Source organism: Pectobacterium versatile, assembly GCF_003932035.1.
GTDB classification, from domain to species: domain Bacteria; phylum Pseudomonadota; class Gammaproteobacteria; order Enterobacterales; family Enterobacteriaceae; genus Pectobacterium; species Pectobacterium versatile.
Window position 1 is genome coordinate 2,512,083 of record NZ_CP034276.1, and the last position, 25,717, is coordinate 2,537,799.

Below are 25,717 nucleotides of genomic sequence, written 5' to 3' on the forward strand. Positions count from 1 at the left end.
TTATCGGTTAAATACGCGAGCGAGACGCCCCTGTCCCTCAACCGTTATCGGTGACTCACTGGCTGAAATGAAGCAGGACTCTCCCGGACGTAGCGAGAGCCGCTGCTCATTTTTTTGCAGGACGGCATGGCCGTCAATACAAAATACAATGGCGGCACTGTTCTGTCTGAGCGTCTGTGGGCTCTGGCTCAGTTCGTGCAGCGAAAAAGCAAAATCTTCAACAGGAATCGGGAAGCTGAGTTCATTACCCTGTCGGTGTGGCGTCGTGAGCAACTGGTTTGCGGGTTTGGCTTCAAACACGACATTATCCAGCAGCTCTGGAATATCAATGTATTTTGGCGTTAGCCCGGCACGCAGCACGTTATCCGAGTTTGCCATGACTTCTAATGCCACGCCTTTCAGATAAGCATGCGGCGTTTGCGCAAACAGGAACATGGCTTCGCCGGGTTGAAGCGTAATGACGTTCAGCAGCAGCGGGGAGAATAATCCGCTGTCGTCGGAATAATATTGTGTGATCGCGCGGATGGTCGCCCAAGGCCCGTCATTTTGACTATTTAGCGCGGCCTTCAAGACGCCGAGTGCGCGCGATTTTTGCTCACCTTCCATACTCAGCAGGTTAGTGAACAACATGGCGAGATTCTTCGCGTCGGGCTGTTGTAAAAACGCGGTGATTGACGGATGTGCACCGGCAACCGGCTCCAGTAACTGCACAATTTCAGATAATTCTCGGAACCCATTCATGGCCTGAAAGGGCGTTAATGCGTAGACCAATTCCGGTTTGTGGTTGGCGTCTTTGTAGTTTCTTTCGGCCGCATCCAGCGGGATACCCGCGGCATTCTCTTTCGCAAAGCCTTGTTCTGCCGACGATTTACTGGGATGAACCTGAATGGAAAGCGGTTGTTCCGCGCACAAGACCTTAAACAAAAAGGGCAATTCGCCAAAACGTTGCGCGATCGTTGCGCCAAGATGGGCGGTCGCGTCTTCTGCAATCACGTCTCGCAGGCTGCGAGTGTTGCCTTTTTCATCAATGATCGCCGAACTGCTTTTAGGATGAGCGCCCATCCAAAGTTCTGCCATCGGTAAATCGTTAGGGTTATCAATGCCATATAGCTCAGTTAAGGCGTGTTTGCTGCCCCAGGCGTAGTGCTGGACGCAATTGAGCATTTTTTGCATGTCGGCTCCCTGCTATTACATTAATTGTTAATTTCTGTGATGCCGGCTGTTAATTACCTGAGTGATTATGAATACACTGCATCTTCTTCGCTTCATGGTAATGTTTTATGTAGCGCGATACCAGACAGTGTTAGTGGACCAATAAGCGCGATAAGGCCAGTGAGTGTTATCAGAATAGGCTCAGCGATGTGATTCGATGTCTTCTACTAGTTGAATGTGTATTTTAAGGAGGAAAGTAATGAGCACGACGCGTAGTGAAAAAGACTCAATGGGACCGATTGATGTTCCTGCTGAACGGTTATGGGGTGCACAAACGCAACGATCGCTGGAACACTTCCGTATTTCTGAAGAGAAAATGCCACGTGCGCTGATTTATGCGCTGGCACAAACCAAACGAGCGGCGGCCCGCGTCAACATGGATCTCACGCTTCTGCCTGCCGATCGGGGAAATGCGATTATTCAGGCAGCGGACGAAGTGTTGGCTGGCCAGCATGCTGGGGAATTCCCGTTAGCGATCTGGCAGACGGGGTCTGGCACGCAAAGCAATATGAATATGAACGAGGTGTTGGCGAACCGCGCCAGTGAACTGCTGGGGGGAGAGCGGGGCAACAATCGGCTGGTTCACCCCAATGATGATGTCAACAAAAGTCAGAGTTCTAACGACGTCTTCCCGACGGCGATGCACGTCGCGGCTGTAGTCGCGATCAACGAACACCTGATTCCTGAGTTGAAAGCACTGCACGCCACGCTGGCGTCGAAGGCTGAGCTGTTTAAGGATATCGTCAAGATCGGCCGTACGCATTTACAGGATGCCACGCCGTTGACGTTGGGGCAGGAAATCTCCGGTTGGGCCGCGATGTTGCAGCATAACCTGAAGCATATCGAGAACAGTGTGCCGCACATTTGCGAACTGGCGCTGGGCGGTACCGCGGTCGGAACAGGGCTAAACACGCATCCTGAATATGCGGTGCGTGTGGCGGCGGAGTTGGCGACGCTCACCGGTCAGCCCTTTTTGACCTCGCCGAATAAATTCGAAGCGCTGGCGACCTGTGATGCGTTGGTTCACGGGCACGGTGCTTTGAAAGGGCTGGCTGCATCGTTAATGAAGATTGCCAACGATGTACGCTGGCTGGCGTCTGGCCCGCGCTGTGGTATCGGCGAGCTGAGCATTCCTGAGAACGAGCCGGGCAGTTCCATCATGCCGGGCAAGGTCAATCCGACCCAGTGTGAAGCGCTGACGATGCTGTGTTGCCAGGTAATGGGCAACGATGTCGCGGTGAATATCGGCGGGGCGTCTGGTAACTTTGAGCTGAACGTGTACCGCCCCATGGTGATTCATAACTTCCTGCAATCGATTCGCCTGCTGGCTGATGGCATGAAGAGCTTCGATGAGCACTGTGCGGTGGGTATTGAACCGAACCACGATCGCATCACCCAGTTGCTGAACGAATCACTGATGCTGGTGACCGCGCTCAATACGCATATTGGCTATGACAAAGCGGCAGAAATTGCCAAAAAAGCGCATAAAGAAGGGCTGACGCTGAAGGCGGCTGCGCTCAAACTGAACTATCTCACCGAAGCACAGTTTGATGAGTGGGTTCGACCGGAAGAGATGGTCGGTAGCCTGAAAAAGTAATGGCGCGATAGTCAGCGTTTTATCCTGTAGCCTGCCGGTGTTTACTCGCAGGCTTTTTCTTTTTCATTCCGGTGCATCGGTATACAGGTGCAAACGCGGAATAAGCAGGCGAAGTTCGGCCGCTTTCGGTTTGTGTTTATGCTTGATGTTGTTGGCGTCATAAGGATTGAGTTCGCCGATAATGGGCACGTCGCCGCCAGATTCCTGCTGACAAAGCACGAGTAGGGGGGACGGGCAGGGATGCTGAATCTGTTTCTGCTGTTCGGGATACCACACTCGTGCGATGGGCTGCACTTTGACTGGACGTTTGATTTTCAAAACAGCGTCTTCCGGCAGCGACAATACCGCGTCTCTCTCCTGCTCGACATGCTCAATCCACTGCGCTTTGGTATACGGTGCTGCGTTTTTTGCCGCATTCAGGCTTTTGGTCAGTTTCTCCAGTAGCTCCACACGTGTCATGTTCTTGATGATGTGCTTATTCGCCCAGCCAAAGCGGACTGATGCCGGATTAGTTATGAGCGTCAACGAACGATAAGCACTCAGCGTGATCAACCCTTTCAAATGCGTGTGGACGAACTCAAATCGCTGCTCAGGCTCCAGCCCGGATTCAACGGTAATAATCAGCTCCAGCTCTTTTTTCAGCGCATTGATTTCCGCAATGAGTGAGTTTGCCTGCTGATACTGTGCCGCGTTGACGGAAAAACAGAGTGCGCCCGGCAAGCGGATCGCGCTTTTGCTACTGAGCGTTTCTGGATAGTGGTGAATGAACAGACGCTGAAAATGGGCTAGCCCTTTATCGCGAGCCTCTTGCCCAATGTACTGTGTGACGGCGATATGCTCGATGGGGTCATGCTCCGTTCCTTTTTCCACATGGGGAAGGGAATAAACGCGACCAACTAACAGCCGATATTCGGCAAACTGTTGTTGCATCAGAGCCAGCTTGGTTTCTAACGTTTGGAAACAGCGGTTCATGCGATCGATTAGCGCGTAGCGATTCATAGCCAGATTCGTTTTAGTTACAACATACTTATCTTTATACTGATAAATGAACACTTCGGCAATCGTGCTCGTCATTATTTCAGGCAGGGTTTACGGGGGACATCGAGAGGGAGGGAACAACGCGGAGTTTACCTGATTCAGGCAAACTCCGGTAAGAAAGGGGTTTAAATGCGCTGCTTGAGTATCAGGCTGACTGCCAGCGCGAGAAGTAAAAGGGCGCTCAAAAACGCTGTAATGCCCATCCAGCCGAATGAATGCCAGAAGAATCCCCCCAGCGTGCCGGCCAGACTTGAGCCCAGATAGTAAGAAAAGAGATACATTGATGACGCCTGACCTTTCGCGCGCCGCGCTCGTTGGCCAATCCAACTGCTGGCTACCGAGTGAGCGGCGAAGAAACCTGCGGTAAAGAGCATCATCCCGCCAAAGATCGCGAATAGCGGGCTCAGTGCCGTCATACCCAGTCCCGCTAGCATCAGGAGGATCGCAATGCTCAGCACCGGGCCGCGTCCGTAGCGGGCCGTTAATGCACCGGCTTTCGGCGAGCTGTAGCTTCCGGTGAGATAAACCACGGAAAGTAAACCAACCACCGCCTGACTAAGTAAATAAGGCGGAGCCAGCAACCGATACCCAATGTAGTTAAACAGGGTAACGAACGCGCCCATCAGCAAAAAACCCTCAAGGAACAGCAGCGGCAAACCCGCGTCGCGCCAGTGCAGTTTGCTGTTCAGCAGAAGCGTTTTAGGGCGCAGCGAACCGGGTCGGAAATGGCGTGATTCCGGCAGGATACGCCAGAACGTGATCGCTGCTATGAGTGCCAGTACGCCGATTGTGCCGATAGCAACCCGCCACGGGAAATAGTCCGTTAAAACGCCGCTAACCAGACGCCCGCTCATGCCGCCAATCGAGTTGCCGCTGATATATAACCCCATTGAAAACGCCAGCACGCTGGGGTGAATTTCTTCACTCAGGTAGCTCATGGCGACGGCCGCGACACCGCTTAACGACAGGCCCATCATTGCCCGCATAATCAATACACCGTTCCAACTGGTCATAAACGCGCAAATGACGGTGCAGATTGCAGCCAGCATCAGCGACACAACCATCACATTCTTACGACCGATCGTGTCAGAGAGTGGGCCAGTGAACAGTAGCCCAAACGCCAGCATCACGGTCGATACGGAAAGCGACAGGCTGCTGGTCGCTGGCGAAATACCGAAATCCTGAGATAGCACCGGCAGCAGCGGCTGAACACAATACAGCAGGGCAAACGTCGCTAAGCCAGCAGAAAACAGCGCCAGCGTGACGCGCATAAATTGCGGCGTACCACGCGTGATATAAGGCGTTTTACCAGAAGATTTAGGGGCAATATCATCCGCATCGTCGGCCGTAGAAATAGGCCAGTCGTTCGGTGCAGAAGATGGCAGGTTACTCACAATAATTCCTTACCGGGAAAGGTAAATCAGGCGTAAAACAACAATGAGAGGATCATAGAAGAGTGATATTATTTTGTATAATATATTAATAATCATGATTGATATGTTTAAAGTATGAATATCGAACTACGTCACCTTCGCTATTTTATTGCGGTCGCTGAAGAACTGCATTTTGGCCGAGCCGCAGAAAGATTACGCATTTCTCAACCGCCACTGAGCCAGCAGATTCAAATTCTGGAGGAGCAGGTGGGCGCAAAATTGTTGGCGCGCAATAACCGGAATGTCCAACTCACCCCCGCAGGCGAGATGTTTCTGAAAGAGGCTTGGTCGATTATCAGTCAGGTCGATCAGGCGGCGGAACGAGCTTCCCGCATTCAGCGCGGCGAAATCGGGGAATTAACGATCGGTTTTACGTCGTCCGCGCCGTTTATCAAAAAGATCTCCAGCAGCCTGCTGCGTTTTCGCCAAACCTACCCGGAAGTGCATATTCAGATGATGGAGCTCAATACTAAACAGCAAATTGAACCGCTGCTGAACGGTAAGCTTGATATCGGCATTATGCGCAACAACCCGTTGCCAGACGCATTAGATCATCAGTTGCTGCTGAGTGAACCGCTGATTGCCGTCGTGCAGGAGTCCCATCCGTTAGCGCAGCAGGACGCAGGGCGTGCCATCAGCATTACACAGCTGGCGAATGAGCCGTTCGTTTTCTTCTCCCGTGCGGTTGGAACGGCGCTGTATGACGACACGCTGACGCTGCTGAAACGCTATGGCATCAGCCCCTACATTACGCAAGAAGTGGGCGAGGCGATGACCATCGTTGGGTTGGTATCCGCGGGATTAGGCGTGTCCATCTTGCCTGCGTCGTTTTTGCGTATTCGGGTCGATGGCGTGAAATATTTGCTGCTGGAAGAAGAGGACGCCACAACGGAAGTCTGGCTGGTTACGGCACGACATCAGCCGCAAAGTGCAGCAGCGAAAGTGCTGATGTCGCTGATGTTGGGCGGATAATCGTTAAAATATGCGCGCTAAATCACATAACGAATCAAATATTTGACGAGTTTAGTGAAAAGCCCCACCATACCCGCAGTTTTTTTATTTTGCAGCGTGAAAAATAGTCATGCCGCAATAATAAAGATAAATTTTTCAACAGCAGTGCCAGATATAATGCGAACGCGTAGGAGCCAGGTTTGTGATAGCCGACGGTCAACCAGGACACATCGATCAAATCAAACAAATGAATGCCGGTGCAGTGTATCGGCTGATCGATAAGTACGGCCCGATATCACGTATCGAACTGTCCAAACGCGCTCAGCTCGCGCCCGCCAGTATTACCAAAATCGTCCGCGAACTGCTGGAAGCCCATCTGGTACAAGAAACTGAATACCAGGATGTGGGCAGCAGAGGGCGTCCCGCTATTGGCCTGATTCTGGATACCGAAGCTTGGCATTATCTTTCTGCACGCATCAGCCACAATACTCTGTTATTGGCGCTGCGCGATCTCAGCAGCAAGCTGGTTGTGGAAGAAGAAATTCCGCTTCCCGCTGCGTCGCCACATCCACTGCTCGACCGTATTTTGAATGAAATCGATCAGTTTTTTATTCGCCATCAAAAGCGGTTGGAAAGGCTAACGGCAATCGCGATTACCGCACCGGGCATGATTGATGCCAGTAAGGGCATTATTCACCGGATGCCATTTTATGACGTTGAGGAAATGGCGATTGGTCCAGCACTGGAACAGCGCACGGGGTTGCCGGTGTATTTGCAGCATGATATCTGCGCCTGGACGATGGCCGAAGCGCTATACGGCGCATCGCGCGATTGCCAAAATGTGATTCAGGTGGTGATCGACCATAACGTCGGTGCGGGTGTGATTACCGGCGGTCGCATCCTCCATGCGAGAAGCCGGAATCTGGTCGAAATCGGGCACACGCAAGTCGATCCTTATGGCAAGCGTTGCTATTGCGGCAATCACGGCTGTCTGGAAACGGTCGCCAGCACGGAAAATATGCTGGAACTGGCGCAACAGCGTATGAATACGTCCATGAGTTCGCTTCTGCATGGTTCACCGCTTAGCGTTGAGAATCTGTGTGACGCTGCGCTCAAGGGCGATCAGTTAGCCAAAGATATCATTAACGATGTCGGTCATAACGTCGGCCGCATTGTCGCCATCATGGTGAATCTCTTCAATCCCGATAAAATTCTGGTGGGATCTCCCCTGAATAAAGCAGCCAGCATTTTACATCCCGCCATTTTAGGCTGTATTCAACAGCAATCATTCCCGCCCTATAGCCACAACCTCCAGGTGGAAGCGACCCAATTCTACAATCAGGGCACGATGCCCGGTGCCGCGCTGGTGAAGGACGCGCTCTACAATGGATCGCTGCTGGTTAAACTGCTACAGGGATAACCATAAAGGCGCAGAGCAACAAAACATTGCGCTAACGCAAACTGCCCGAATGAGGCATAGCCTAGACTTTCACGCTTGGAAAGCATTTTAGCTGTGCTTGTTTTTTGGTATTCAGGTGGTCTGGAGTTATCCCATGTTGAAACGTATTTTTGTCACTGGTACTGATACCGCCGTTGGCAAAACAGTGGTATCCAAGGCGCTACTGCAAAAACTGGCGCTGGCAGGCAAATCGGTTGCGGGCTACAAACCGATAGCAAAAGGGTGCGAAGAGACGGAAGCGGGGCTGCGTAATAAAGACGCACTGCTGCTACAAGCCGCCTCCACGCTCGAATTGCCCTATAACATGGTTAACCCCATCGCACTCCGAGAAGATGAAATCAGCGCCAGTGAAGGAACCATTGATTACTGCACGATGACGCAAGGCCTGCGTCACATGGGCGAAACCGCTGATATCGTAGTCGTCGAAGGCACGGGCGGATGGCGGACCGTCATGAACGATCTGCGTCCGTATTCCGAATGGGTAGTGCAGGAACAACTCCCTGTCGTGCTGGTTGTTGGCATCAAACTGGGCTGTATCAGCCATGCGCTGCTGACGGCACAGGCGATCATCAATGATGGTTTGCCGCTGGTTGGCTGGGTCGCTAACCGTATTAACCCCGGACTGGCTAATTACGCAGAAATCATTCACGTTCTGCGGAAAAAAATTCCGGCACCGCAACTGGGCGAACTGCCTTACTTGCCACGCGCCGAACAGCGGGATCTCTCGTCTTATATCGATCTTTCTGCCGTCAGCTATTAATTTCTTTCGTCTTCTATTCCCGCTTCTCTGCGGGAATAAATTTTCTCCGTCACGCCACCTGTTATACTCACAGGCAGTTTTTCTTCTTATCCTGAAAATATAATGAAAACAGAGAATAACCAGAAACAAACACCTGTTCCACATCGCCATTGGATTTTAATTGCCTGTATGCTGGCCATGTTCACGGCCGCGATTGAAGTGACAATTGTCGCCACCGCGTTGCCCACCATCATCGCGGATTTAGGCGGTTTTTCCCTATTGGGCTGGGTCTTTGCTGGTTATTTGCTAACGCAGTCGATCAGTATTCCAATTTATGGCCGCCTGGCCGACCTGTATGGCCGCAAAAAGATATTCTTCTTCGGCATGATCGTGTTCCTGCTCGGGTCGATTCTGTGCGGATTCTCGACGCAGATGGGCTGGCTAATCGTCTTCCGCACCTTACAAGGGCTGGGTGCGGGCGCGATTACCCCGATTGCTTTCACTATTGTTGCCGATGTGTACAGCTCGACCGAACGCCCCAAAATACAGGGCTATTTGTCCAGCGTGTGGGGCTTTTCCGCGATTATCGGCCCGCTGTTGGGGGCGTTTATCGTGCAACACTTCAACTGGGCGCTGGTCTTCTGGGTCAACGTGCCGATTGGACTGTTCTCCATCTTCCTGCTGGCTCGTTATCTGCCAACGATGAATGCCGTGCGCCAGCATCAGTTGGACTGGATGGGGGCGTTCTATCTGATTGTGTCCGTCGCCAGTTTGCTGATGGCGCTGCTACAGGCTGAGGTGTTTGGTTACTGGGTGATCCCGCTGCTTGCGATCTCTGCCGTGGGCAGCATTCTGCTGGTTAGACAGGAAAAGCGCACGCCGGAGCCGCTGTTTCCGCTGGCGCTGTGGCGCAATCGGGTCATTATCGCCGGTAACCTCGGCGGGTTAGTCGTCGGGGCAGCCATGATGGGTGTAAGCGCCTTTTTGCCAACGTTTATTCAAGGCGTAATGGGTAAAACACCGTTGGAAGCAGGCAGTATACTGGCGATGATGTCGATTGGCTGGCCGCTGGCCAGCACGATGAGCGGGCGCTTAATGCTGTGGACGTCTTACCGGTTTACGGCAATGCTCGGCGGTATTGTGCTGCTTATCGGCAGCCTGACGCTTCTGACCGTTCAACCGGACAGCAACCTTATGTGGGCGCGGCTAGCGGCATTTCTGATCGGCTCGGGAATGGGGTTGAGCAGCACCACATTTCTGGTATCAATACAAAACTCGGTGGACTACTCCATTCGCGGCATCGCCACGGCTTCCGCCATGTTTACCCGCATGCTAGGTTCCGCGTTGGGAACGGCAATCCTTGGTGCCACGCTGAACATCAGTCTGCACTGGCGATTGCCGGAAGTGAGCGATCCACTCCAGACGCTCATGGATCCGGCTAAGCGCATCCTGCTGAGCGTAAACCAGCTCGATACGCTGGCATCGCAAGTCGCCTCGTCAATCCACGGGGTATTTATCGTTTCGGCACTCATCGCGGCCATCACGCTGCTTTCCGCCAGAATGATCCCAGCAAGCCAGCGGCCGGGGCAGGCTGAAACCAGACAAAAATAAGGCAAAAGAAAAGGCGCGAAAGCGCCTTTTGAACATCTATGCTAGAACATCTAGAGGAAGGGCTACGGTGTGGTCGTCGGCTGGCCTTCTGTTGGCGCTGGCGCACTTTCCGTATTGGCGTCGCCCTCAGCATGGCGGGTGTAAACAATCTTGTGAGAATCACTCTCGCAGTGACCAACCACCTGACCACCGGCCTGATTCACCTGATCGTTCGGGACGATATCCAGCGTAAAACCAGATTCTGGTACGCCATTGGCGATGATTTTCTGGGTAATATCCGCTTTCACGCTTTCGCAAGATGCCTGTGCAGCCAACGGAGCAACCAGGAATAACGCGGCACCAAAAATGACGGTTTTTTTCATCTTTTGATCCTTTTCTCTGAAAAAAGTCCCTTTGAGTATATCAAACGATGACGATAACGCGAAAAAGCCGCGAAACCCGGCCATCAGTGATGGCCGGAGAAAGCTAAACGCAGGGCCCAGTGGCGCAGCCATACATCATAAAGAGTGGGAAAAGGATAACAGCCGGAACCATGAGGGGAGCAAGTAGCACTTCTTCGCCGGAGTTATCGCTGTTATTGATAACCACAGGAATGGGCTGCGGTAGGCGACCCTGTGTTGTCGGGCTGACCAGTGAGCCGTCTTTTTTACTAAATGTGCCATTCGCGCTAAACGTGACTTCACCTTTTCCCATTGCTGAAGGAATTCTCGCCGCGTAAAGCTCGCGTAAATCGACCAACTGCTCTTTGGTTAGTTGGCGTGTGTCGATCATGTTTTTATAGCTTGCATAGACTTGACCATTATTACGGAGAGAAAAATCGACCCTCACGCCAGTGATGATGTCTTTGTAATCACGATAAAACGCGTAATAGTCCTGATACTCTTTTTGAGCGCGGGCGTCAGAGAATTTATAAACGTAGGTAGCAGACTCCGCGATAAGCATCCCGTTGTCATTGGTGATCGCCGTGATGTTATCCGTCTTCGGATAGGTACTTGCGCACGAACTGACCAATAGACACATGATAAACACACCCCACAGTTTGATGTGAAAAGGGCGTGAAAATAATCGAGCTAAATCCATATTCATCCTGATGCACTCCATTTGGGATAAAAATGCGTGTTGCTACGATATAGCGATAATCGTTGAGTGTAACGGTGATGTCACCTTCGGATACAGGCTAATTTGCTGCACTATTTTTCTGTACTACAAAGAGAAAAGGGGAAACCCACGCCAGAAGGCGTGGGTGAAAAATCAGGGGGTAACGGGGCGGCCAGTACGACGATCGAGGCAACGATCGGTGGTGTTTTCCCAGTAAGCATTGACGTTGTAGCTGGCGTTGCATTTTTCACGCCCATCAATCGCTTTTTCAGTTTTATCGAATTCCTTCTCAACGCGGTTGTTCACTTTATTGCGCAGCGAACGGGTTGAATCCCATTGTTCCTTGCTTTGGCGCGCCGCTTCTTTTGATAACGCGCTGTCGCCGGAATCAATAATGATATGGCGCGTCTCTGCCAGTGCGGCAGGCTGCCAGGCAGCGGAAACGATAACCAAAGAAAGCGGGATGAATGCCCGAATCAAAGAAGAAAAAGAGTAGTGGTTCATGTTTCACCTTGACAGAACGAATGATAAAAACAAACGCCGGTGCCGCAGAACGATAAAGCGCACGGCAAGCGATAGACAACAAAAGGCGACCGCCGTTCCCTGTAACCTCCGCGCTTTGTGCAAAAGGAAGGTTACCTATAACGAGAAGTATACATCCTTCGCTTCAACGGCACTATAACCGCACCGCACAGCGCTGAAAGGGCGCTGACAAAAGAAAAGGGCATGAAACAGCGTTCATGCCCTTAATGCGAGTACTTGATGGTTATCAGCCTTCGCGATGTACGCTTAGCCCAGCAAAAGATTGGCTGACCGGCATCATTTCTAGCGTGTTGATGTTGACGTGTGCTGGCAGCGTGGCAACCCAGAAAACGGCTTCAGACACATCTTCAGCGGTCAGCGGCGTTGTGTTGTCATAGGTTTTACTGACTTTGTCGTCGTTACCTTTGAAACGCACGGCCGAGAACTCGGTTCCACCGACCAGACCCGGTTCGATATTCGTTACGCGGATTCGGGTGCCAGACAGATCGGCACGTAACCCCAGGCTAAACTGCTGTACGAACGCCTTGCTGGCACCGTACACGTTACCGCCCGCATAAGGCCAGTTTCCTGCGGTAGAACCGATGTTGATGACGTGACCGATATTACGCTCCACCATGGCTGGCAGCAGCGCGCGCGTCATAAACACCAGCCCTTTGTTGTTGGTATCGATCATATTTTCCCAATCGTCTACCGATGCTTTATGCGCAGGCTCAAGACCCAGCGCCAGTCCGGCGTTGTTCACCAGCACATCAATCGTCCGCCATTCGGCTGGCAGGGTGGCAACGGCCTGTTCAATCGCCTGACGGTCGCGCACATCCAGTTTCAGCGGATACAGCGCATCACCCAGTTCTGCCTTTAGCGCATCCAGACGTTCCTGACGGCGGCCGGTCGCGATCACTTTATGGCCCGCACTAATAAATTTACGCGTAATTGACTCACCAAACCCAGCCGTTGCACCGGTAACAAAAATAATCATGCTCTTATTTCTCCCTGACCGTTTTCATATTTTGCTTGTGCCTGATATCACTATAAATAATGAAAGGCATACGATCATTTAGCCGCGCAATTCCCCGTGGGTCAAGCGTTACTCCGGTTTCAACGATGTGGTTTGGGAAGAATCGCCCCTCAGAACGAGAGGCGAATGTCGGCCACGACGGTGCAGCAAGACCAGTATTACGGAAGATTAAATCCAGTTTTTGTTACGGAATTCACGCATGGTATCCGCAACCCACTGCATTTCCTGCGGTGTCCCCAACGAGATGCGACACCAGTTATCCGCAGGAGGAAACGCACGGCCAATCAGCACACCTGCGTCTGCCATATGCTTTTGGTAATCCTTGAGCGGCACGACCAATTGGTGGAAAACAAAGTTTCCCTCCGACGGTAAGTAAGGCAGTTTCAGGTCATCGAGCGCTTTCAGCAGGATTTGGCGCGACACATCATTACTCTTTTTGCTGTAGGTAATGAATGCCGAGTCGTCCATAGATGCTAATGCGGCATCCACGCCGCTAAAGTTGATTTTTTCGCCCGCGACATACTTTCCCATCAACGCAATCACGTTGGGATGGGCGACGGCATACCCAACGCGCATACCGGCCATCGCGTGTATTTTGGAGAAGGTTTTGAGCAGGATAATGTTCTCTGCACCTTGGGTAATCATCGGTGAAATAGAACGAAAACGCGGGTCATTGACGAACTCGGCGTAGGCCTCGTCAACGATAAACATCGTATTGGCTGGCTTGCTGGCAATCCACGGTTCAATTACATCCGCAGGCGTAATCGTGCCCGTTGGGTTATTCGGATTGACCAGATAAACGATGGAAGGGCCGCTGTAACCGGCAACGGCCGCTTTTAGCCCTTCAATATCGAACGCCCAATTGTCGAGCATTTTGACTTTCGTGACTTTAATGCCAGCAATTTTGGCAAAATGTTCACCATCGCCATAGGTTAATTCCGGAATCACCAACTGTGCATCCAGCGATGCGTAGGCTTCAATTGCCGCCCGGATACCTTCGGACGATCCGGCCGTCAACAAGATGGAAGGGGCCTTGACCTGATGATGCGCCGCCAGCTTATTGCCAAGCAGTAAAATTTCATTCTTTGCATAGCGGTTGGCTTTCACGACGGCCTCGCGCGCGGCGGCCTGTGCCTTGGGCGACATACCCAGTGGGTTTTCATTAAAGTTAATACGGATTGGATTAGCGGCCGACGGTGCGGTAAATGCAGCATTCTCAGGCTGTGTCTCGGCAAAAACCCGCGAACTTAACCCTGTCGTTACCGCCGCCGTTCCCAGCAGGGCGCCAGAAAGTTTTAATAATGCTCTGCGTTTCGGGTTTAACACGTCGCTTTCATTGATTAAAAAATTCATCAAAACACTCTCCTTAGTTACATAATGACAGGAGAGCTAAAGCATAAAACGCGCCAACTTCCTTAATCGATGGAACGCTAATGCATTGTCAAATAGGTGAAATGACATTTTCTTACGGCAAGTATTCCCGTCTGGCGGGAAATAGTGTGTTTTCTGATGCGCTGATTAAAGGTAAGAAAAACTGGTTGATTCATCGAGTGATTAAATCGAATAATATGAATTACTTATGCAAGGGAGCCATCATGACGCATGCAATGATGCATCATGATGCGTCTGCCCTATGAGATAGCGAGTGCATAGCAGAGGGCATCACGTTTCCTGATTGTCGGCTTCTACCGCCGCATACAACCGCTCAAGGATATCGGGAAACGCAGACTGCACGCGGTTCCAGCTCGGTACAAACGGTTTATCCCCCAGGACATCGCTATAGGCATGGCCAGAAAAGGTAACCACATCAGAAAATAGCTCCACCGCCGACTCCTCTTTATGACGATCGAAACTCAGGCCGTTCATGCGTGCGTCATGTTCGAAAGCATCAATCATATCAAGCGCGGTCCGGTAGTAGGTCGCCCGCAGGACGCGGAAAGAGTCCGTGGTGATATTCACGCCGAGAATCGCCAGCTTGCGATACAGCGCTTTTGTGATGTCACCCGCCATACGTTGCAATCCCGCGTTTGGATCATCTTCAGACATCGGCTGATGTTTATGGTCGTAGCGATCCGCGATATCCACCTGACAAATGCGGCGGGTTGCGGTTCCGCGATAAATTTCTGACAGCACGCCAATTTCCAGTCCCCAATCGCTCGGGATACGCAAGTTGTTCAGAATGGTGGTGCGCATTGCAAACTCGCCGGAAAGCGGATAGCGGTAGCTGCGCATGTAATCCAGATAGTCGGAATTACCGTAGACCTTTTGCAGCGATTTCAGTAACGGGTAAACCAGCAGACGTCCCACGCGGCCATTCAGTTTTCCCTCTGCAACACGGGCGTAATAGCCTTTGCAGAAATCATAATTAAAGTGCGGATTTGCTACGGGATAGAGCAGGCGGGCCAGCATTGCCCGGTCATAGGTGACAATGTCACAATCGTGTAGAGCAACACAGGAAGAACGACGCGATGCCAGCGTGTAGCCGACACAAAACCAGACATTCCGGCCCTTGCCGGGTTCCTCCGGTGCCAGTGACTTTTCTGCCAGTTCGTCGCTGAGTGCTTTCAGGCGCGGACCATCGTTCCATAGAATTCGATGTCGGTGCGGCAACCGAGAGAAAAATTTTCGCGCGTAAAGAAACTGCTCCCGATCGGCGCGATCCAACCCAATCACAATTTCGCCAAGGTAAGAAACCTGAGACAACTGATCGACAATGTGGCTCAGCGCAGGGCCTTCCAGCTCAGAATACAGCGATGGCAGAATCAGCCCCATGCTGTTTTGCCCGGAAAATACCTGAAGTTCATACTCCAGCTCTTCTGTGCTTCGCTGAGTGAGATTGTGAAAATTGGTAATGATGCCATCTTGATAAAATTCGCTCATCCTATGCTCCCATACCATCTTGAGGCGATGTCATACCGAGAAATGACCGTTGCTGATAAAGTGATCCAGCCCTTCACTCCAGCCTTGAGGCCCTGAATGTTGCGTAAAATATTGCTTGCCGCTGTACGATTCAGGTAGGTTAACAATTTGATTTTCCTTGCCTTTAATTAATACGGCGCAGTCCACCGCGCATAACAGAGAGATATCGTTCGGGCCGTCTCCCAGACCAAGCGTTGTGATGTCAGTGTCACATTTCTCGATATACTGTGTTTTTATCCAGTTAGCCATAAATCCCTTACTCGTTTGAGCACTCATGACGTGATAGAAGCGACCACCTTGCGTCAGAGACAGGCCTGCGTCTGCCAATAACTGGCAGAAACGCGGTAGGGCATTTTGCTCGTCCAGCCACAGCAGCGGTTCAGAGCCTTCACGTTGTTGTGCTCGTAGGGCGTCTTGCACGGTTAACCCCGTCATCTCTGCTATTTCCTCGCTGTTCATATCGCCAAAGCCTTTGAAGCGAAAACCGGATGCGCGCAGCTGCGCCAACCGAGCACGGATGACGGAATATTCCACGCCAATCCGCTTCCGTGGGTAATCGGGATGCGTTTGCCATGTTGGCGGCAGCACGGCAATAGCGCCGTTTTCCGCAATATAGGGATACGGTTCCAACCCAAGCGCCCGCCGTAAAGGTTCAACTTCGGCCTCCGTTTTACTGGTGGTAATAATCAGCGGGATTGCCTCGTTCGTCAGTCGAGTCAGCCACGGTTGCGCGGCATCCCACCGATAAGTCTTATGATCGAGCAACGATCCGTCGAGATCGCTGAAAATAATCAGCTTCGTATTACGCGTTTGCATAGGTTCTCCATGTTTTATCGTGGATAAACAGAGAGTAACGATGGACGATTAACGTTAGTTAGAAAGGAGACGTATCTGTCAGTGAGGTGTTGTGTTCGTGGTATTGATGAATGTGATCATAGTCACAATTTAAGGATAGGCGGTGATCCCTATCTTCACCAATAAGATAACGATCTGGCTATTTTCCGACAGGCAATGAACATCAACGGGTGCTGCTTTTATCCTGAAACGTTTTACGCCAGTCGGTCGGACTCACGCTAAAACGCTGTTTGAACTGCTGGCGAAATGTCACCACTGACTGAAAACCCACGCTATCCGCAATTGCTTCGATGGAGTGGGATGTCGATTCCAGCAATACCTGACTACAGCGAAGCCGTTCCGCCGTTAACCAGTCGCTGACCGTCATACCCGTGGCACGGAAGAAATGCCGGGTAAATGTCCTGCGACTCATCTGCACGCGGCTCGCCAATGCATCCAAAGAGTGGGGGGAACGGAGATGGCTGCGCAGATAGTCCAGCAGCTGATTGATTTTACTATCCCGCGTATTTTCTGGCACCGGATGTTCAATAAACTGGGCCTGTCCACCTTCGCGGTAAGGCGGGATCACCAGACGGCGGGCGGCGCGGTTAGCGATAGCGCTGCCACAATGTTGACGAACCAGATAAAGGCAGCAATCTATTGCCGCCACCGTTCCCGCAGACGTAATCAGATGTTCATCTTCGACATAGAGCGCGTTCGTGTCCAACCGTACATCGACAAAGCGGGCGATAAAATCCTGCTCAAACGCCCAGTGTGTCGAGGCACGACGGCCATCTAACAACCCGGCATAAGCCAGCACATAAGTTCCCAAACATAATCCGGCGATCTGTGCTTTGCGAGCGCTGGCAACACGTAACACATCCAGAAGCCGCGCAGAAGGGCGCGTCTCTGGATGACTCCAATAGGGAACGACGATCAGGTCGGCTTTTTCCAACGCGGACAATCCGTGCTCAACGTTGATGGAAAATCCGTGTTCTGATGCCACCATGCCCGGGTTTTCTGCACAGAAAAAAAGCTCAAACTGTTTTTCTTCATAGAGCATGTCGCTGAAAACCATACCCGGTATGGATAAATGAAACGGGCTAAAATTCTCGGAGACAACCACCGCGACGGTTAGCACAGCCATAATAGCCCTCATCAAATAATCAATAGGTTCCGGTTATTGTCCGGTTCAGAATTGCACACTTTCACCATCGTTCGGTACATACACGATGGACTGAAGCTTTTCTTCATGCAAATAGTCACGCAGTTCAGCACGACTCAGAAGGCAATGGTTCACCGCTTCCATATGTGTTGCGACTATCGCCGCATTGGGTACGAGCTGATGCACGCGCTGAACATCCTCTTTTCCCATGATAATGGAACCAAAGCCGGGAATAACGGCATTGCCTATATTCAGCGCCACCACATCGGGCGTGTGGTGTGTTAGGGCATCGATAACATGCTGATTCCAAACGGTATCACCTGCCAGATAAAACGACTTCTCATGCGCATGCTGGAAGATAATCCCGCAGACGTCACCCAGTCGTTCCGCCATCTGTGGGTTGGCATAGGTTTCATCAGAACCATGCTGACCGGATGTTTTGATCAGCGTGATGCCGTCATATTCCGTTTGCTCACCAAGTACACACACTGAGCTAAATCCCGCGTTCCGAATGATGTCAGCATCCTGCGTATTTTGGCTGAAGATCGGCATTGTTTTCGGGATAGCATTGATGGCTACATCATCCCAATGGTCGAGGTGTGTATGCGTCACAATTACGGCATCAACATCCAGAATTGTCGCCATAGGCAAAGGAAGCTCGACCAGTGGATTACGCAGATGGTCGTTTGCAGTACCTGGGAAACCGGGGTAGGTCGCCTTTGGTGCCAGCATCGGGTCAATCAGAAACGTTTTCCCACCAAATTCAAGTTGTAATGTCGCATTACGAATCTGCGTTATTTTCATCTTATTGCTCCCATATCAGGTTAACTGGCAGCGCCATTACGCGCCAAACAGAAACAGTATAAGAATCTGACAGATCGCCAACAGTGGCCTGAATGACACACTTCGATGAATTTAGGCCAATTTATCTCAAACGGATTGTTTATCATCAGGCAGGGAATCCTATTGCCGTCTTCATGAACACTGGTTATCTTGACTAACTAGCTATCTTAACCAACGTGCTGTTTCATCACTGAAAAGGACAATTTCATGCCCCATATTGATGTCAAACATTTCCCAAGAAACCTGTCTGAAGAAGAGAAGAAAGTTGTCGCGGAAGATCTTGCTGCGGTTCTGAAGAAGCACTTCGGTTCTTCCGACGACTCGCTTTCTGTGGCGTTTAACGAAATTCAGCCGGAGCGCTGGAAGGATGACGTTTACGATCCATTCATCAAACCGCAGTTGGATACGTTGGCGAAAAAACCGGGATATTCATATTAATTCGCCCGCATCCTGACGGATTAATTTGCCTGCTCCGAAACGTTTTCCACTGTAGCGGAGCGGGTTGACCACCACGGGTTATAAGCAATAAAAAAGCCGATAACCTGTTAAGTGTTATCGGCTTTTCACCATGCGGTAAGCAGGGGGATTACGCGGTCAGCAGAGGCTGTGCCGTGCTTTCAACCAGATCCAGCAGGACTTTGACATCGCCCAGACTGACCGTTGGGTTCAGCAACGTCAGTTTCAGGCAGGTAACACCGTTAAATTCGGTGACGCCTACGTTGGCACGACCTGATTCCAGCAGTGCATCACCAATGCGTTGGTTCAGCAAAGCGATAGTCGCGTCATCCGCTGTTGCCAGCTGTTGCGGGCGGAAACGGAACAGTACGCTTGCCAGCTGTGGCTGCATCACCAATTCCAGTGAGGCATGTTCATCCACATACTGTGCAACCTGCTGTGCCAGCGTGACGCCGTGATCGATGATTGCGGCGTACTGCTGTTGGCCTAATGCTTCCAGACCCATCCACAGTTTCAGCGCATCAAAACGACGCGTCGTCTGCAATGATTTCGACACCAGATTAGGAACGCCCTGTGCTTCATCGAACTCAGAGTTCAGGTAAGCCGCTTGATAGCGCATCAGCTCATAGTGGCGAGCTTCTTTCAACAAGAAAGCGCCGCAGCTGATGGTCTGGAAGAATTGTTTGTGGAAATCCAACGTGATGGAATCCACCAACTCAATGCCGTCCAGATAATCGCGATACTTCTCGGACAGCAGCAGTGCGCCGCCCCAGGCTGCATCAACGTGTACCCAAATCTGGTGTTCTGCCGCCAGTGTTGCAATCGCCCGTAAAGGATCAATCGCACCGGCATCAGTGGTCCCTGCCGTCGCCACAATCGCCAGAATCTGCTCGCCGTTAGCCTTGGCCAGCGCCACTTTCTCTGCTAAATCGTTCAGATCCATCCGCGCGAAGCGATCGGTTTTCACCAGCGTCACGCATTGATAACCCAGACCCAGTAAAGCCATGTTCTTTTGCACCGAGAAATGGGCATTTTCAGAACAGAACACTTTAATTTTCTTCAGATTACCAACCAATCCATCTTGCTGGATCGAATGTCCCTGACGAGCAAAGAAGGCATCACGCGCCAGCATCAACCCCATCAGGTTACTCTGGGTGCCACCACTGGTGAACACGCCAGCGTCACCAGACTGGTAGCCTACCTGAGTACGCAGCCACTCAATCAGCTTCATCTCGATGATGGTCGCAGACGGGCTTTGATCCCAGGAGTCCATGCTCTGGTTCGTGGCGTTAATCAAGACTTCCGCTGCCTGACTGACCACCAAACTCGGGCAGTGCAGGTGAGCAACACACTGTGGGTGATGCACCGACAGGCTGTCTTTCAAAAAGTACTCAATCGCACGCTCGATAGCGGCCTGGTTACCCAGGCCCTGAGGATTAAAATCCAGCGTGATGCGCTCACGCAGTTCAGCAACGGTTTTCCCCTGATACATCTCAGGCTGTTGCAGCCACTGCATGACGGCTTGACTACTTTGCGTAATCGCGTCCTGATAGGCCTCGATGCTTTGTGCCGAGGAGGCCAAAATCGGATTTACTTCATTTTTAACTAACTTGGACATCGTGGTCATTCGCTCCACTCAGACTGGCTTCACGCCAGCAGACAGCAGGGCGCTTTCAAATTTATCCAGGAAGATTTCCAATTCAGCATTGCTGATCAGCAGGGAAGGCAGCAGACGCAGAACGCAACCATGACGGCCACCGCGCTCCAGAATCAGGCCCGTTTCAAAGCATTTCTTCTGCAGCAGAGCAGACAGCTCGCCGTCAGCCGGGTAGCAACCCATGTGATCCTGCGCTTCATTAGGCTTAACAATCTCAATCCCGATCATTAATCCCAGACCGCGAATGTGACCGATCACCGGATAACGTTTTTGCAGCTCAGCCAGTTTGGCTTTCAGCCATTCACCTTGCTCAGCGACTTTATTGGCTACCTGATTGTCTTTGAGGTGCTTCAGCGTCGTCAGGCCGGTTGCCATTGCCAGTTGGTTACCGCGGAAGGTACCGGTATGGTGACCCGGAGCCCAGGCATCGAACTGCTTCTTGATACCCAGTACGGCTAATGGCAAACCGCCGCCAACGGCTTTGGACATCACGATGATATCTGGCTCAATGCCAGCGTGTTCAAAGGCGAAGAATTTACCGGTACGCGCAAAGCCCGCCTGCACTTCGTCGATGATCAGCAGGATGCCGTGTTCCTGCGTGACTTTACGGATGCGTTGCAACCACTCGACAGGTGCCGGGTTAACGCCGCCTTCACCCTGAACCGCTTCCAGAATGACTGCCGCAGGTTTGCGTACGCCACTCTCAACGTCATTGATCAGGTTTTCGAAGTAGTAGGTTAATGCTTTAACGCCGGCTTCACCGCCAATGCCCAGCGGGCAGCGGTACTGGTGCGGATAAGGCATAAACTGGACTTCAGGCATCATGCCGTCGACCGCTTCTTTCGGTGACAGGTTACCCGTTACCGACAGCGCGCCATGCGTCATGCCGTGGTAGCCACCGGAGAAGCTGATCACACCAGCACGACCGGTGTATTTTTTTGCCAGTTTCAGCGCGGCTTCAACAGCATCTGCGCCAGAAGGGCCGGTAAACTGGAGGCAATACTCTTTGCCCTGACCAGGCAATAAGGAAAGCAGATATTCGGAGAACTGATCTTTCAACGGCGTTGTCAGATCAAGTGTATGTAACGGCAAGCCGCTAGTAATGACACGTTGGATGCTTTGCAGCACGTCAGGATGGTTATGTCCAAGCGCCAGCGTTCCCGCTCCGGCCAGACAGTCAAGATATTGATTATTCTCAACATCGGTGATCCACACGCCTTCGGCTTTCGCAATTGCCAAAGGCAATTTGCGTGGATAACTCCTCACGTTCGATTCAAATTCAGCTTGTCTTGCCAAATAGGTTTCATTGTTTCCGTTTAATGAATTCGCACCTAAACTGTCAATACGGACTTTATCCGTCATCATATCTCTCCTACAACCGTGTGCTCGCAGGCAACCACAGTTGAATAAATGAATTAAACATGTAACTGCTATAAGAAAAACGCGGCCAATATAGGGTTTTTCAGTCACCGACTCAATGATTTATTTCGTTTCGAAACTTTTATTTTTTTACATAAAAATCAAACAGTTGATTGGTTTTTTACGAATCATGATGCCATGGCTATTTTACATGCTTATTAAATAAGCAAAAAAAATCCGCCTACCGCAGAATTCTTGAACCGAAAAAGCGGCAATAAGAGGGGTAAACAGCACGTTTAGCTAGAGCGATCAAAGAGAAAACGACAAGTGAGAGAGGTATGATGATGCTTCACATATTGTTTTCAGTCTATATAAAGACTAAATTAAGACTGAATTCGATATCAGGAGGAAAGCATCATGAAGATCGAGACGATTAGCTATATAAAGAAAAACGCAGCCACGCTTGACCTCGTTGAACCCATTCTGGTGACTCAGAATGGCGTTCCTGCCTACGTTATTGAATCCTACGATCAACAGCAGGAACGGGAAAATGCCATTGCATTGCTGAAGCTTTTAACGTTGTCTGAAAAAGACAACGTTGAAGGAAAAGTGTTCAGCAGGGAGCAATTGCTGGATGGGCTGGAATTCTGAACTGACAATGTCATTAGGAAGGGACGCTAAATGGAAGAATCGAGAGTAACGATAGAATACACCTCGACGGTCAGAGTCTGTATCAGCGATATTGTCAGCCATCTCCGCCGTGTTGATGTAGAACCCGGCTCGGTGATCAATGAAATTCTGGACCAATTTGAGAGTAAAATCCGGCAGTTTCCTTTGAGCTGTCAGCTCAGCCCAGAACTGTTGAAAATTGGGTGCGGAAAATACAGGGAATATAATACTCCAGGAGGATATCGAGTCCTCTATTCAATCGAAAATAATCTGGTTACCGTCCATGCTCTTCTTGCTCACCGACAAGATATTCAGCAATTATTATTTAAGCGCTTGATTCAGGCGTGAATCAGCACCAGAGGAAGGGGCAGAGATTTTGAAGCCTCTGCCGTTTGTTAAATCGGATTCCAGCGATTTCTGAGGTAATTAACCGCGTCCTGGGTCTGTGGTTGATTGAGATAGTTCTCTCTGAACAGAATCGTCCCGTTAATTTGCGGCATAGACTCGTTCAAATCGAGCTGCTTTTTCAGCTCCGGCACGCCGCCATTTATCGTCCAGTCAGGTTCATTCTTTGACGGTTCACCCACTTTATACAGTGCAACGCCAATATAGAGGCGCGTGTTCGTCGGCTTCACCACATCAGCCCACCATTTTGCCAATACGTCATAGCGAGCCGCGTCGCGCGCGAAGGGCCAGTATATCTGTGGGGCAATGTAATCCAGCAACCCTTTCTGCACCCACAGGCGAGTATCGGCATAAGCTTCATCGTAAGCCGCCGCGCCTCGCGTGTCGGAGCCTGCTGCGTCGTGTGAGCGGTTACGCCATACGCCTGCTGGGCTGACGCCAAATTCAACCTCGGGTTTCAACTGCTTGATAGTGCGCGACACCTGCTCAATCAATAGCTGTGTATTGTGCCGCCGCCAGTCAGCCTTTGAGCCAAATCCCTGCCCCTGTTTTTTAAAGGTTTCACCATCGTTAAGCATTGAGCCGGATGACTCAGCATAGAAGTAATCATCGAACTGCACACCATCAATCGGGTAACGCGCCACGACTTCGGCCACGATACTGGTGATCCAGTTTCGCGCTTCTGGGATGCCTGGGTCGAGCACAAAGCGATCGCCTGCCGTGCGGATCCAGTCACGATGCAACACAAATACGCTAGCCGGATTTTGCGACAAGGTACGATTGAGCTCCGTCACTGTTGACGGCTTAGTGTTAACGGAGACGCGATAGGGATTAAACCAAGCATGGACTTTCATACCGCGTTTGTGCGCCTCATCCAGCATGAACTGGAGCGGATCGTAGCCAGGATTCTCACCAATATTGCCCGTTAACATATCTGACCAAGGCAATATTTTAGAGGGCCAAAGCGCGGTACCATCAGGCTTAACCTGGAAAAATACAGTATTGATACCGAGACTTTTCAATTTATCCAGCTTGCCTTTCAGTGCGTCCTGCTGCTGAGTTATGCGGCTAGCAGGGCTGCTGACATTGACGGATGCCACCGGCGGCCAATCCAAGCGGGAGACGGTCGCCAGCCAGACACCGCGCATGGGTTCCTTATTCTGCTGAGATTTCGCCGGAAGCGGCTGTTTAACCGGAGGAAGGGGGGTGACAAGCGAACTCGGTGGTTTAGACGCGCAACTGACAAGTAGAAGCGCAGCAGCAATGAGTACGACTGGCTTTTTCACGTTGGTTAGCTCTTATTTCTGCGGCTATTAGCCCAGGGATCAACAGCGCTATCATCTGGTTTTACGGGAGCTGAACCGTCCAGAGAATCAAGGTACAGTGCTTCAACTTCGGCACGCGCCCAGGGTGTCCGACGCAGAAACTTTAAACTGGATTTAACGCTTGGATCGCTTTTAAAGCAATTGATGTTAATCCGTTTACCCAACTCAACCCAGCCAAAACGGGCAACCAGCGCATTGACTTGCATTTCAAGCGTGACGCCATGCAAAGGATCTTTAGAAGTATGAGCTGTCATGTAACGTCCAGTAGTTTCAGGTTTTTGTGTTCAGGATTCGGCGTGTAGCAAGGGAAGGTTACAAGAAAGCGGGGCGAGCGGCAATGTTGTACAGCTATATGGGGAATTTCTTACGTAGCGATGTCCGCGAGTATTATCTTGCATAAAGATAGTGTGCGGAGCGAGTCCTGATGAAACCACGGTCTGGCTACTGTAAAAAACGATTAATGCAGTGGGCTAGGTGGATAATGGAGGTTACAAAGTCTGGTACGTAGCCGAACATCTAATTTAACATAATATACATTATGCGAACCAATGAAGACACAGGCAGGAACTGGCCGTTCCGTTGAACAAATTCCCCACATCCACAAAACACCTAGCTAACAAAAGAAAAACCAAGCTGTATTAATAAGCCCGTTATCTACCTCAAAGACAGCAACGCTTTCTATTGGCTCTGCTGAAAGCCCATGAATTAACTCATGGTCAAATACCTTATTGCCTAGCACGGTACGAGATACCAACTCCGCTCTCAGTTCTGGGTTGTTGAATCGGTTATTCACGTAGAACTCTCTCAGCGCCTCTTTTCCTACCATCGACGGTATTTCTGCCGGCATGCGGTACGCTTTGAAATCTGGTGCAAAGCATGACACGAATGCATCGATGTCATGTTCGTTATAGGCCTTAAACTGTGCCGCTACGGCCGATTCTGGTGACATCATTTCTCTCCACTATGTGTTTTCTACTATGCCTGAATAAATAAGTTGGGTGCCAATTATCAAGAAATCAGGAAGGCTCGCGGTACGATTTATCTGGGCCTCAGAGCGTTTTCCTCTACAATGTATTTTCTAGCCCGCTTATCAGGTCCATTCCCATGCCAAGACTGACTCAGAAAGACATGACAGAAAGTGAACAACGTCAGCTTAAGACGTTACTCGATCAGGCGAGAAAAAAACAGGACCGCCCGCTGACCAACTCTGAGAGTAATCATATTAAAGACGATTACATCGATAAGCTTATGAAGGAACGCGAAATCGTAGCAAAACAGGCCAAGGCCGAGAAGAAGAAAAATAAATTTAAACCTGATTCCTCAGCGAATTATGAATGGTCAGCCAGTACAAATCTACGAGGTCGCCGCTAGCGTTTACATCGCGGTTGC

27 protein-coding genes are annotated in these 25,717 nt (G+C 50.9%); 10 read left to right on the forward strand and 17 right to left on the reverse strand.

Annotated elements, in window-relative coordinates; all coding sequences use genetic code 11:
* Nucleotides 1–1,173 carry a mannose-6-phosphate isomerase gene (gene manA / locus EIP93_RS11390; RefSeq protein ID WP_125232714.1) on the reverse strand — a complete coding sequence of 391 codons (1,173 nt, stop codon included), beginning with the start codon at nucleotides 1,171–1,173 and terminating at the stop codon, nucleotides 1–3.
* A 238-nt stretch (nucleotides 1,174–1,411) separates the two neighbouring features.
* Between manA and fumC the strand changes: the two genes are divergently transcribed.
* Nucleotides 1,412–2,809, forward strand: coding sequence for a class II fumarate hydratase (gene fumC / locus EIP93_RS11395; protein WP_103860699.1), 1,398 nt, complete (start codon nucleotides 1,412–1,414; stop codon nucleotides 2,807–2,809).
* Between the two features lie 63 nt (nucleotides 2,810–2,872).
* On the opposite strand, the gene tus is transcribed toward fumC, so the two are convergent.
* Together tus and EIP93_RS11405 are read right to left on the reverse strand one after the other, a co-directional pair.
* Nucleotides 2,873–3,808 carry a DNA replication terminus site-binding protein gene (tus, locus tag EIP93_RS11400; protein ID WP_125232715.1) on the reverse strand — a complete coding sequence of 312 codons (936 nt, stop codon included), beginning with the start codon at nucleotides 3,806–3,808 and terminating at the stop codon, nucleotides 2,873–2,875.
* Between the two features lie 164 nt (nucleotides 3,809–3,972).
* Complete coding sequence (locus EIP93_RS11405; protein ID WP_125232716.1) at nucleotides 3,973–5,241, reverse strand: MFS transporter; 1,269 nt, start codon at nucleotides 5,239–5,241, stop codon at nucleotides 3,973–3,975.
* Between the two features lie 114 nt (nucleotides 5,242–5,355).
* On the opposite strand from EIP93_RS11405, the gene EIP93_RS11410 reads away from it, so the two are divergent.
* The 4 genes from EIP93_RS11410 (at nucleotide 5,356) to EIP93_RS11425 (ending at nucleotide 10,040) form a co-directional block, all read left to right on the forward strand.
* Nucleotides 5,356–6,252 carry a LysR family transcriptional regulator gene (locus tag EIP93_RS11410; protein WP_010296073.1) on the forward strand — a complete coding sequence of 299 codons (897 nt, stop codon included), beginning with the start codon at nucleotides 5,356–5,358 and terminating at the stop codon, nucleotides 6,250–6,252.
* Nucleotides 6,253–6,433: 181 nt separating this feature from the next.
* Nucleotides 6,434–7,651, forward strand: a complete 1,218-nt coding sequence (gene mlc, locus EIP93_RS11415) for a sugar metabolism global transcriptional regulator Mlc (protein ID WP_103860697.1) — start codon at nucleotides 6,434–6,436, stop codon at nucleotides 7,649–7,651.
* 133 nt (nucleotides 7,652–7,784) lie between these two features.
* On the forward strand, nucleotides 7,785–8,450 hold the full coding sequence (gene bioD, locus EIP93_RS11420) for a dethiobiotin synthase (protein ID WP_010296067.1): 666 nt from the start codon (nucleotides 7,785–7,787) through the stop codon (nucleotides 8,448–8,450).
* A gap of 102 nt (nucleotides 8,451–8,552) precedes the next feature.
* Nucleotides 8,553–10,040, forward strand: coding sequence for an MDR family MFS transporter (locus tag EIP93_RS11425; protein ID WP_116362128.1), 1,488 nt, complete (start codon nucleotides 8,553–8,555; stop codon nucleotides 10,038–10,040).
* A 62-nt stretch (nucleotides 10,041–10,102) separates the two neighbouring features.
* Here the strand turns inward: EIP93_RS11425 and EIP93_RS11430 are convergent, their stop codons facing one another.
* The 5 genes from EIP93_RS11430 to EIP93_RS11450 form a co-directional block, all read right to left on the reverse strand.
* The gene (locus tag EIP93_RS11430; protein WP_010296060.1) at nucleotides 10,103–10,402 is read right to left on the reverse strand and encodes a DUF1161 domain-containing protein; all 300 of its coding nucleotides are present in this window, start codon (nucleotides 10,400–10,402) and stop codon (nucleotides 10,103–10,105) included.
* A 103-nt stretch (nucleotides 10,403–10,505) separates the two neighbouring features.
* Entirely contained in the window at nucleotides 10,506–11,126 is a 621-nt protein-coding gene (locus tag EIP93_RS11435) for a hypothetical protein (RefSeq protein ID WP_103860695.1), read from the reverse strand.
* A gap of 165 nt (nucleotides 11,127–11,291) precedes the next feature.
* A complete protein-coding gene (locus EIP93_RS11440) occupies nucleotides 11,292–11,642 on the reverse strand; it encodes a DUF1283 family protein (protein ID WP_010296054.1) in 351 nt (116 codons plus the stop codon).
* Nucleotides 11,643–11,907: 265 nt separating this feature from the next.
* Nucleotides 11,908–12,657 carry a bifunctional NADP-dependent 3-hydroxy acid dehydrogenase/3-hydroxypropionate dehydrogenase YdfG gene (ydfG, locus tag EIP93_RS11445; protein WP_010296052.1) on the reverse strand — a complete coding sequence of 250 codons (750 nt, stop codon included), beginning with the start codon at nucleotides 12,655–12,657 and terminating at the stop codon, nucleotides 11,908–11,910.
* A 207-nt stretch (nucleotides 12,658–12,864) separates the two neighbouring features.
* Complete coding sequence (locus EIP93_RS11450) at nucleotides 12,865–14,049, reverse strand: pyridoxal phosphate-dependent aminotransferase (RefSeq protein ID WP_125232717.1); 1,185 nt, start codon at nucleotides 14,047–14,049, stop codon at nucleotides 12,865–12,867.
* Between the two features lie 80 nt (nucleotides 14,050–14,129).
* Here EIP93_RS11450 and EIP93_RS11455 point away from each other — a divergent pair, with 80 nt between their 5' ends.
* Nucleotides 14,130–14,333, forward strand: a complete 204-nt coding sequence (locus EIP93_RS11455; protein ID WP_125232718.1) for a hypothetical protein — start codon at nucleotides 14,130–14,132, stop codon at nucleotides 14,331–14,333.
* A 25-nt stretch (nucleotides 14,334–14,358) separates the two neighbouring features.
* Here EIP93_RS11455 and EIP93_RS11460 read toward each other — a convergent pair whose 3' ends face one another.
* From EIP93_RS11460 to EIP93_RS11475, 4 genes are all read right to left on the reverse strand, one after another.
* Nucleotides 14,359–15,576, reverse strand: coding sequence for a glycosyltransferase family protein (locus tag EIP93_RS11460; protein WP_103860692.1), 1,218 nt, complete (start codon nucleotides 15,574–15,576; stop codon nucleotides 14,359–14,361).
* A 30-nt stretch (nucleotides 15,577–15,606) separates the two neighbouring features.
* Entirely contained in the window at nucleotides 15,607–16,431 is an 825-nt protein-coding gene (locus tag EIP93_RS11465; protein ID WP_103971560.1) for a mannosyl-3-phosphoglycerate phosphatase-related protein, read from the reverse strand.
* A gap of 202 nt (nucleotides 16,432–16,633) precedes the next feature.
* Complete coding sequence (locus EIP93_RS11470; RefSeq protein WP_125232719.1) at nucleotides 16,634–17,596, reverse strand: GlxA family transcriptional regulator; 963 nt, start codon at nucleotides 17,594–17,596, stop codon at nucleotides 16,634–16,636.
* A 45-nt stretch (nucleotides 17,597–17,641) separates the two neighbouring features.
* The gene (locus tag EIP93_RS11475; RefSeq protein ID WP_125232720.1) at nucleotides 17,642–18,418 is read right to left on the reverse strand and encodes an MBL fold metallo-hydrolase; all 777 of its coding nucleotides are present in this window, start codon (nucleotides 18,416–18,418) and stop codon (nucleotides 17,642–17,644) included.
* Between the two features lie 246 nt (nucleotides 18,419–18,664).
* Between EIP93_RS11475 and pptA the strand changes: the two genes are divergently transcribed.
* Nucleotides 18,665–18,895: a tautomerase PptA gene (pptA, locus tag EIP93_RS11480; protein ID WP_010296037.1), complete on the forward strand. Its 231-nt coding sequence runs from the start codon at nucleotides 18,665–18,667 to the stop codon at nucleotides 18,893–18,895.
* Between the two features lie 148 nt (nucleotides 18,896–19,043).
* Here the strand turns inward: pptA and EIP93_RS11485 are convergent, their stop codons facing one another.
* Together EIP93_RS11485 and EIP93_RS11490 are read right to left on the reverse strand one after the other, a co-directional pair.
* On the reverse strand, nucleotides 19,044–20,540 hold the full coding sequence (locus tag EIP93_RS11485; RefSeq protein WP_105879612.1) for a pyridoxal phosphate-dependent decarboxylase family protein: 1,497 nt from the start codon (nucleotides 20,538–20,540) through the stop codon (nucleotides 19,044–19,046).
* A gap of 9 nt (nucleotides 20,541–20,549) precedes the next feature.
* Nucleotides 20,550–21,935, reverse strand: a complete 1,386-nt coding sequence (locus tag EIP93_RS11490; protein WP_103940322.1) for a diaminobutyrate--2-oxoglutarate transaminase — start codon at nucleotides 21,933–21,935, stop codon at nucleotides 20,550–20,552.
* A 411-nt stretch (nucleotides 21,936–22,346) separates the two neighbouring features.
* Here EIP93_RS11490 and EIP93_RS11495 point away from each other — a divergent pair, with 411 nt between their 5' ends.
* Complete coding sequence (locus EIP93_RS11495) at nucleotides 22,347–22,580, forward strand: type II toxin-antitoxin system Phd/YefM family antitoxin (RefSeq protein ID WP_125232721.1); 234 nt, start codon at nucleotides 22,347–22,349, stop codon at nucleotides 22,578–22,580.
* A gap of 30 nt (nucleotides 22,581–22,610) precedes the next feature.
* Nucleotides 22,611–22,946, forward strand: a complete 336-nt coding sequence (locus EIP93_RS11500) for a type II toxin-antitoxin system RelE/ParE family toxin (RefSeq protein WP_119158662.1) — start codon at nucleotides 22,611–22,613, stop codon at nucleotides 22,944–22,946.
* A 47-nt stretch (nucleotides 22,947–22,993) separates the two neighbouring features.
* Here the strand turns inward: EIP93_RS11500 and EIP93_RS11505 are convergent, their stop codons facing one another.
* The 3 genes from EIP93_RS11505 to EIP93_RS11515 all read right to left on the reverse strand — a co-directional run bounded on the left by EIP93_RS11505 (nucleotide 22,994) and on the right by EIP93_RS11515 (nucleotide 25,277).
* A complete protein-coding gene (locus EIP93_RS11505; protein WP_125232722.1) occupies nucleotides 22,994–24,289 on the reverse strand; it encodes a glycoside hydrolase family 10-like protein in 1,296 nt (431 codons plus the stop codon).
* Between the two features lie 5 nt (nucleotides 24,290–24,294).
* Nucleotides 24,295–24,582, reverse strand: a complete 288-nt coding sequence (locus EIP93_RS11510) for a VF530 family protein (protein WP_010275074.1) — start codon at nucleotides 24,580–24,582, stop codon at nucleotides 24,295–24,297.
* 359 nt (nucleotides 24,583–24,941) lie between these two features.
* Nucleotides 24,942–25,277, reverse strand: a complete 336-nt coding sequence (locus tag EIP93_RS11515; RefSeq protein ID WP_039537527.1) for a nuclear transport factor 2 family protein — start codon at nucleotides 25,275–25,277, stop codon at nucleotides 24,942–24,944.
* A gap of 155 nt (nucleotides 25,278–25,432) precedes the next feature.
* Here EIP93_RS11515 and EIP93_RS11520 point away from each other — a divergent pair, with 155 nt between their 5' ends.
* The gene (locus EIP93_RS11520) at nucleotides 25,433–25,699 is read left to right on the forward strand and encodes a YjbD family protein (RefSeq protein WP_125232723.1); all 267 of its coding nucleotides are present in this window, start codon (nucleotides 25,433–25,435) and stop codon (nucleotides 25,697–25,699) included.
* The last annotated feature ends 18 nt before the right edge of the window (nucleotides 25,700–25,717 follow it).

What these genes read in the sequence shown, in the direction of transcription:
- manA (WP_125232714.1), bottom strand. Translation starts at nt 1,173, where the DNA reads ATGCAAAAAATGCTCAATTGCGTCCAGCACTACGCCTGGGGCAGCAAA.
- fumC (WP_103860699.1), top strand. Translation starts at nt 1,412, where the DNA reads ATGAGCACGACGCGTAGTGAAAAAGACTCAATGGGACCGATTGATGTT.
- tus (WP_125232715.1), bottom strand. Translation starts at nt 3,808, where the DNA reads ATGAATCGCTACGCGCTAATCGATCGCATGAACCGCTGTTTCCAAACG.
- EIP93_RS11410 (WP_010296073.1), top strand. Translation starts at nt 5,356, where the DNA reads ATGAATATCGAACTACGTCACCTTCGCTATTTTATTGCGGTCGCTGAA.
- bioD (WP_010296067.1), top strand. Translation starts at nt 7,785, where the DNA reads ATGTTGAAACGTATTTTTGTCACTGGTACTGATACCGCCGTTGGCAAA.
- EIP93_RS11425 (WP_116362128.1), top strand. Translation starts at nt 8,553, where the DNA reads ATGAAAACAGAGAATAACCAGAAACAAACACCTGTTCCACATCGCCAT.
- EIP93_RS11430 (WP_010296060.1), bottom strand. Translation starts at nt 10,402, where the DNA reads ATGAAAAAAACCGTCATTTTTGGTGCCGCGTTATTCCTGGTTGCTCCG.
- EIP93_RS11435 (WP_103860695.1), bottom strand. Translation starts at nt 11,126, where the DNA reads ATGAATATGGATTTAGCTCGATTATTTTCACGCCCTTTTCACATCAAA.
- EIP93_RS11440 (WP_010296054.1), bottom strand. Translation starts at nt 11,642, where the DNA reads ATGAACCACTACTCTTTTTCTTCTTTGATTCGGGCATTCATCCCGCTT.
- ydfG (WP_010296052.1), bottom strand. Translation starts at nt 12,657, where the DNA reads ATGATTATTTTTGTTACCGGTGCAACGGCTGGGTTTGGTGAGTCAATT.
- EIP93_RS11450 (WP_125232717.1), bottom strand. Translation starts at nt 14,049, where the DNA reads ATGAATTTTTTAATCAATGAAAGCGACGTGTTAAACCCGAAACGCAGA.
- EIP93_RS11455 (WP_125232718.1), top strand. Translation starts at nt 14,130, where the DNA reads ATGCATTGTCAAATAGGTGAAATGACATTTTCTTACGGCAAGTATTCC.
- EIP93_RS11460 (WP_103860692.1), bottom strand. Translation starts at nt 15,576, where the DNA reads ATGAGCGAATTTTATCAAGATGGCATCATTACCAATTTTCACAATCTC.
- EIP93_RS11465 (WP_103971560.1), bottom strand. Translation starts at nt 16,431, where the DNA reads ATGCAAACGCGTAATACGAAGCTGATTATTTTCAGCGATCTCGACGGA.
- EIP93_RS11470 (WP_125232719.1), bottom strand. Translation starts at nt 17,596, where the DNA reads ATGGCTGTGCTAACCGTCGCGGTGGTTGTCTCCGAGAATTTTAGCCCG.
- EIP93_RS11475 (WP_125232720.1), bottom strand. Translation starts at nt 18,418, where the DNA reads ATGAAAATAACGCAGATTCGTAATGCGACATTACAACTTGAATTTGGT.
- pptA (WP_010296037.1), top strand. Translation starts at nt 18,665, where the DNA reads ATGCCCCATATTGATGTCAAACATTTCCCAAGAAACCTGTCTGAAGAA.
- EIP93_RS11485 (WP_105879612.1), bottom strand. Translation starts at nt 20,540, where the DNA reads ATGACCACGATGTCCAAGTTAGTTAAAAATGAAGTAAATCCGATTTTG.
- EIP93_RS11490 (WP_103940322.1), bottom strand. Translation starts at nt 21,935, where the DNA reads ATGATGACGGATAAAGTCCGTATTGACAGTTTAGGTGCGAATTCATTA.
- EIP93_RS11495 (WP_125232721.1), top strand. Translation starts at nt 22,347, where the DNA reads ATGAAGATCGAGACGATTAGCTATATAAAGAAAAACGCAGCCACGCTT.
- EIP93_RS11500 (WP_119158662.1), top strand. Translation starts at nt 22,611, where the DNA reads ATGGAAGAATCGAGAGTAACGATAGAATACACCTCGACGGTCAGAGTC.
- EIP93_RS11510 (WP_010275074.1), bottom strand. Translation starts at nt 24,582, where the DNA reads ATGACAGCTCATACTTCTAAAGATCCTTTGCATGGCGTCACGCTTGAA.
- EIP93_RS11515 (WP_039537527.1), bottom strand. Translation starts at nt 25,277, where the DNA reads ATGTCACCAGAATCGGCCGTAGCGGCACAGTTTAAGGCCTATAACGAA.
- EIP93_RS11520 (WP_125232723.1), top strand. Translation starts at nt 25,433, where the DNA reads ATGCCAAGACTGACTCAGAAAGACATGACAGAAAGTGAACAACGTCAG.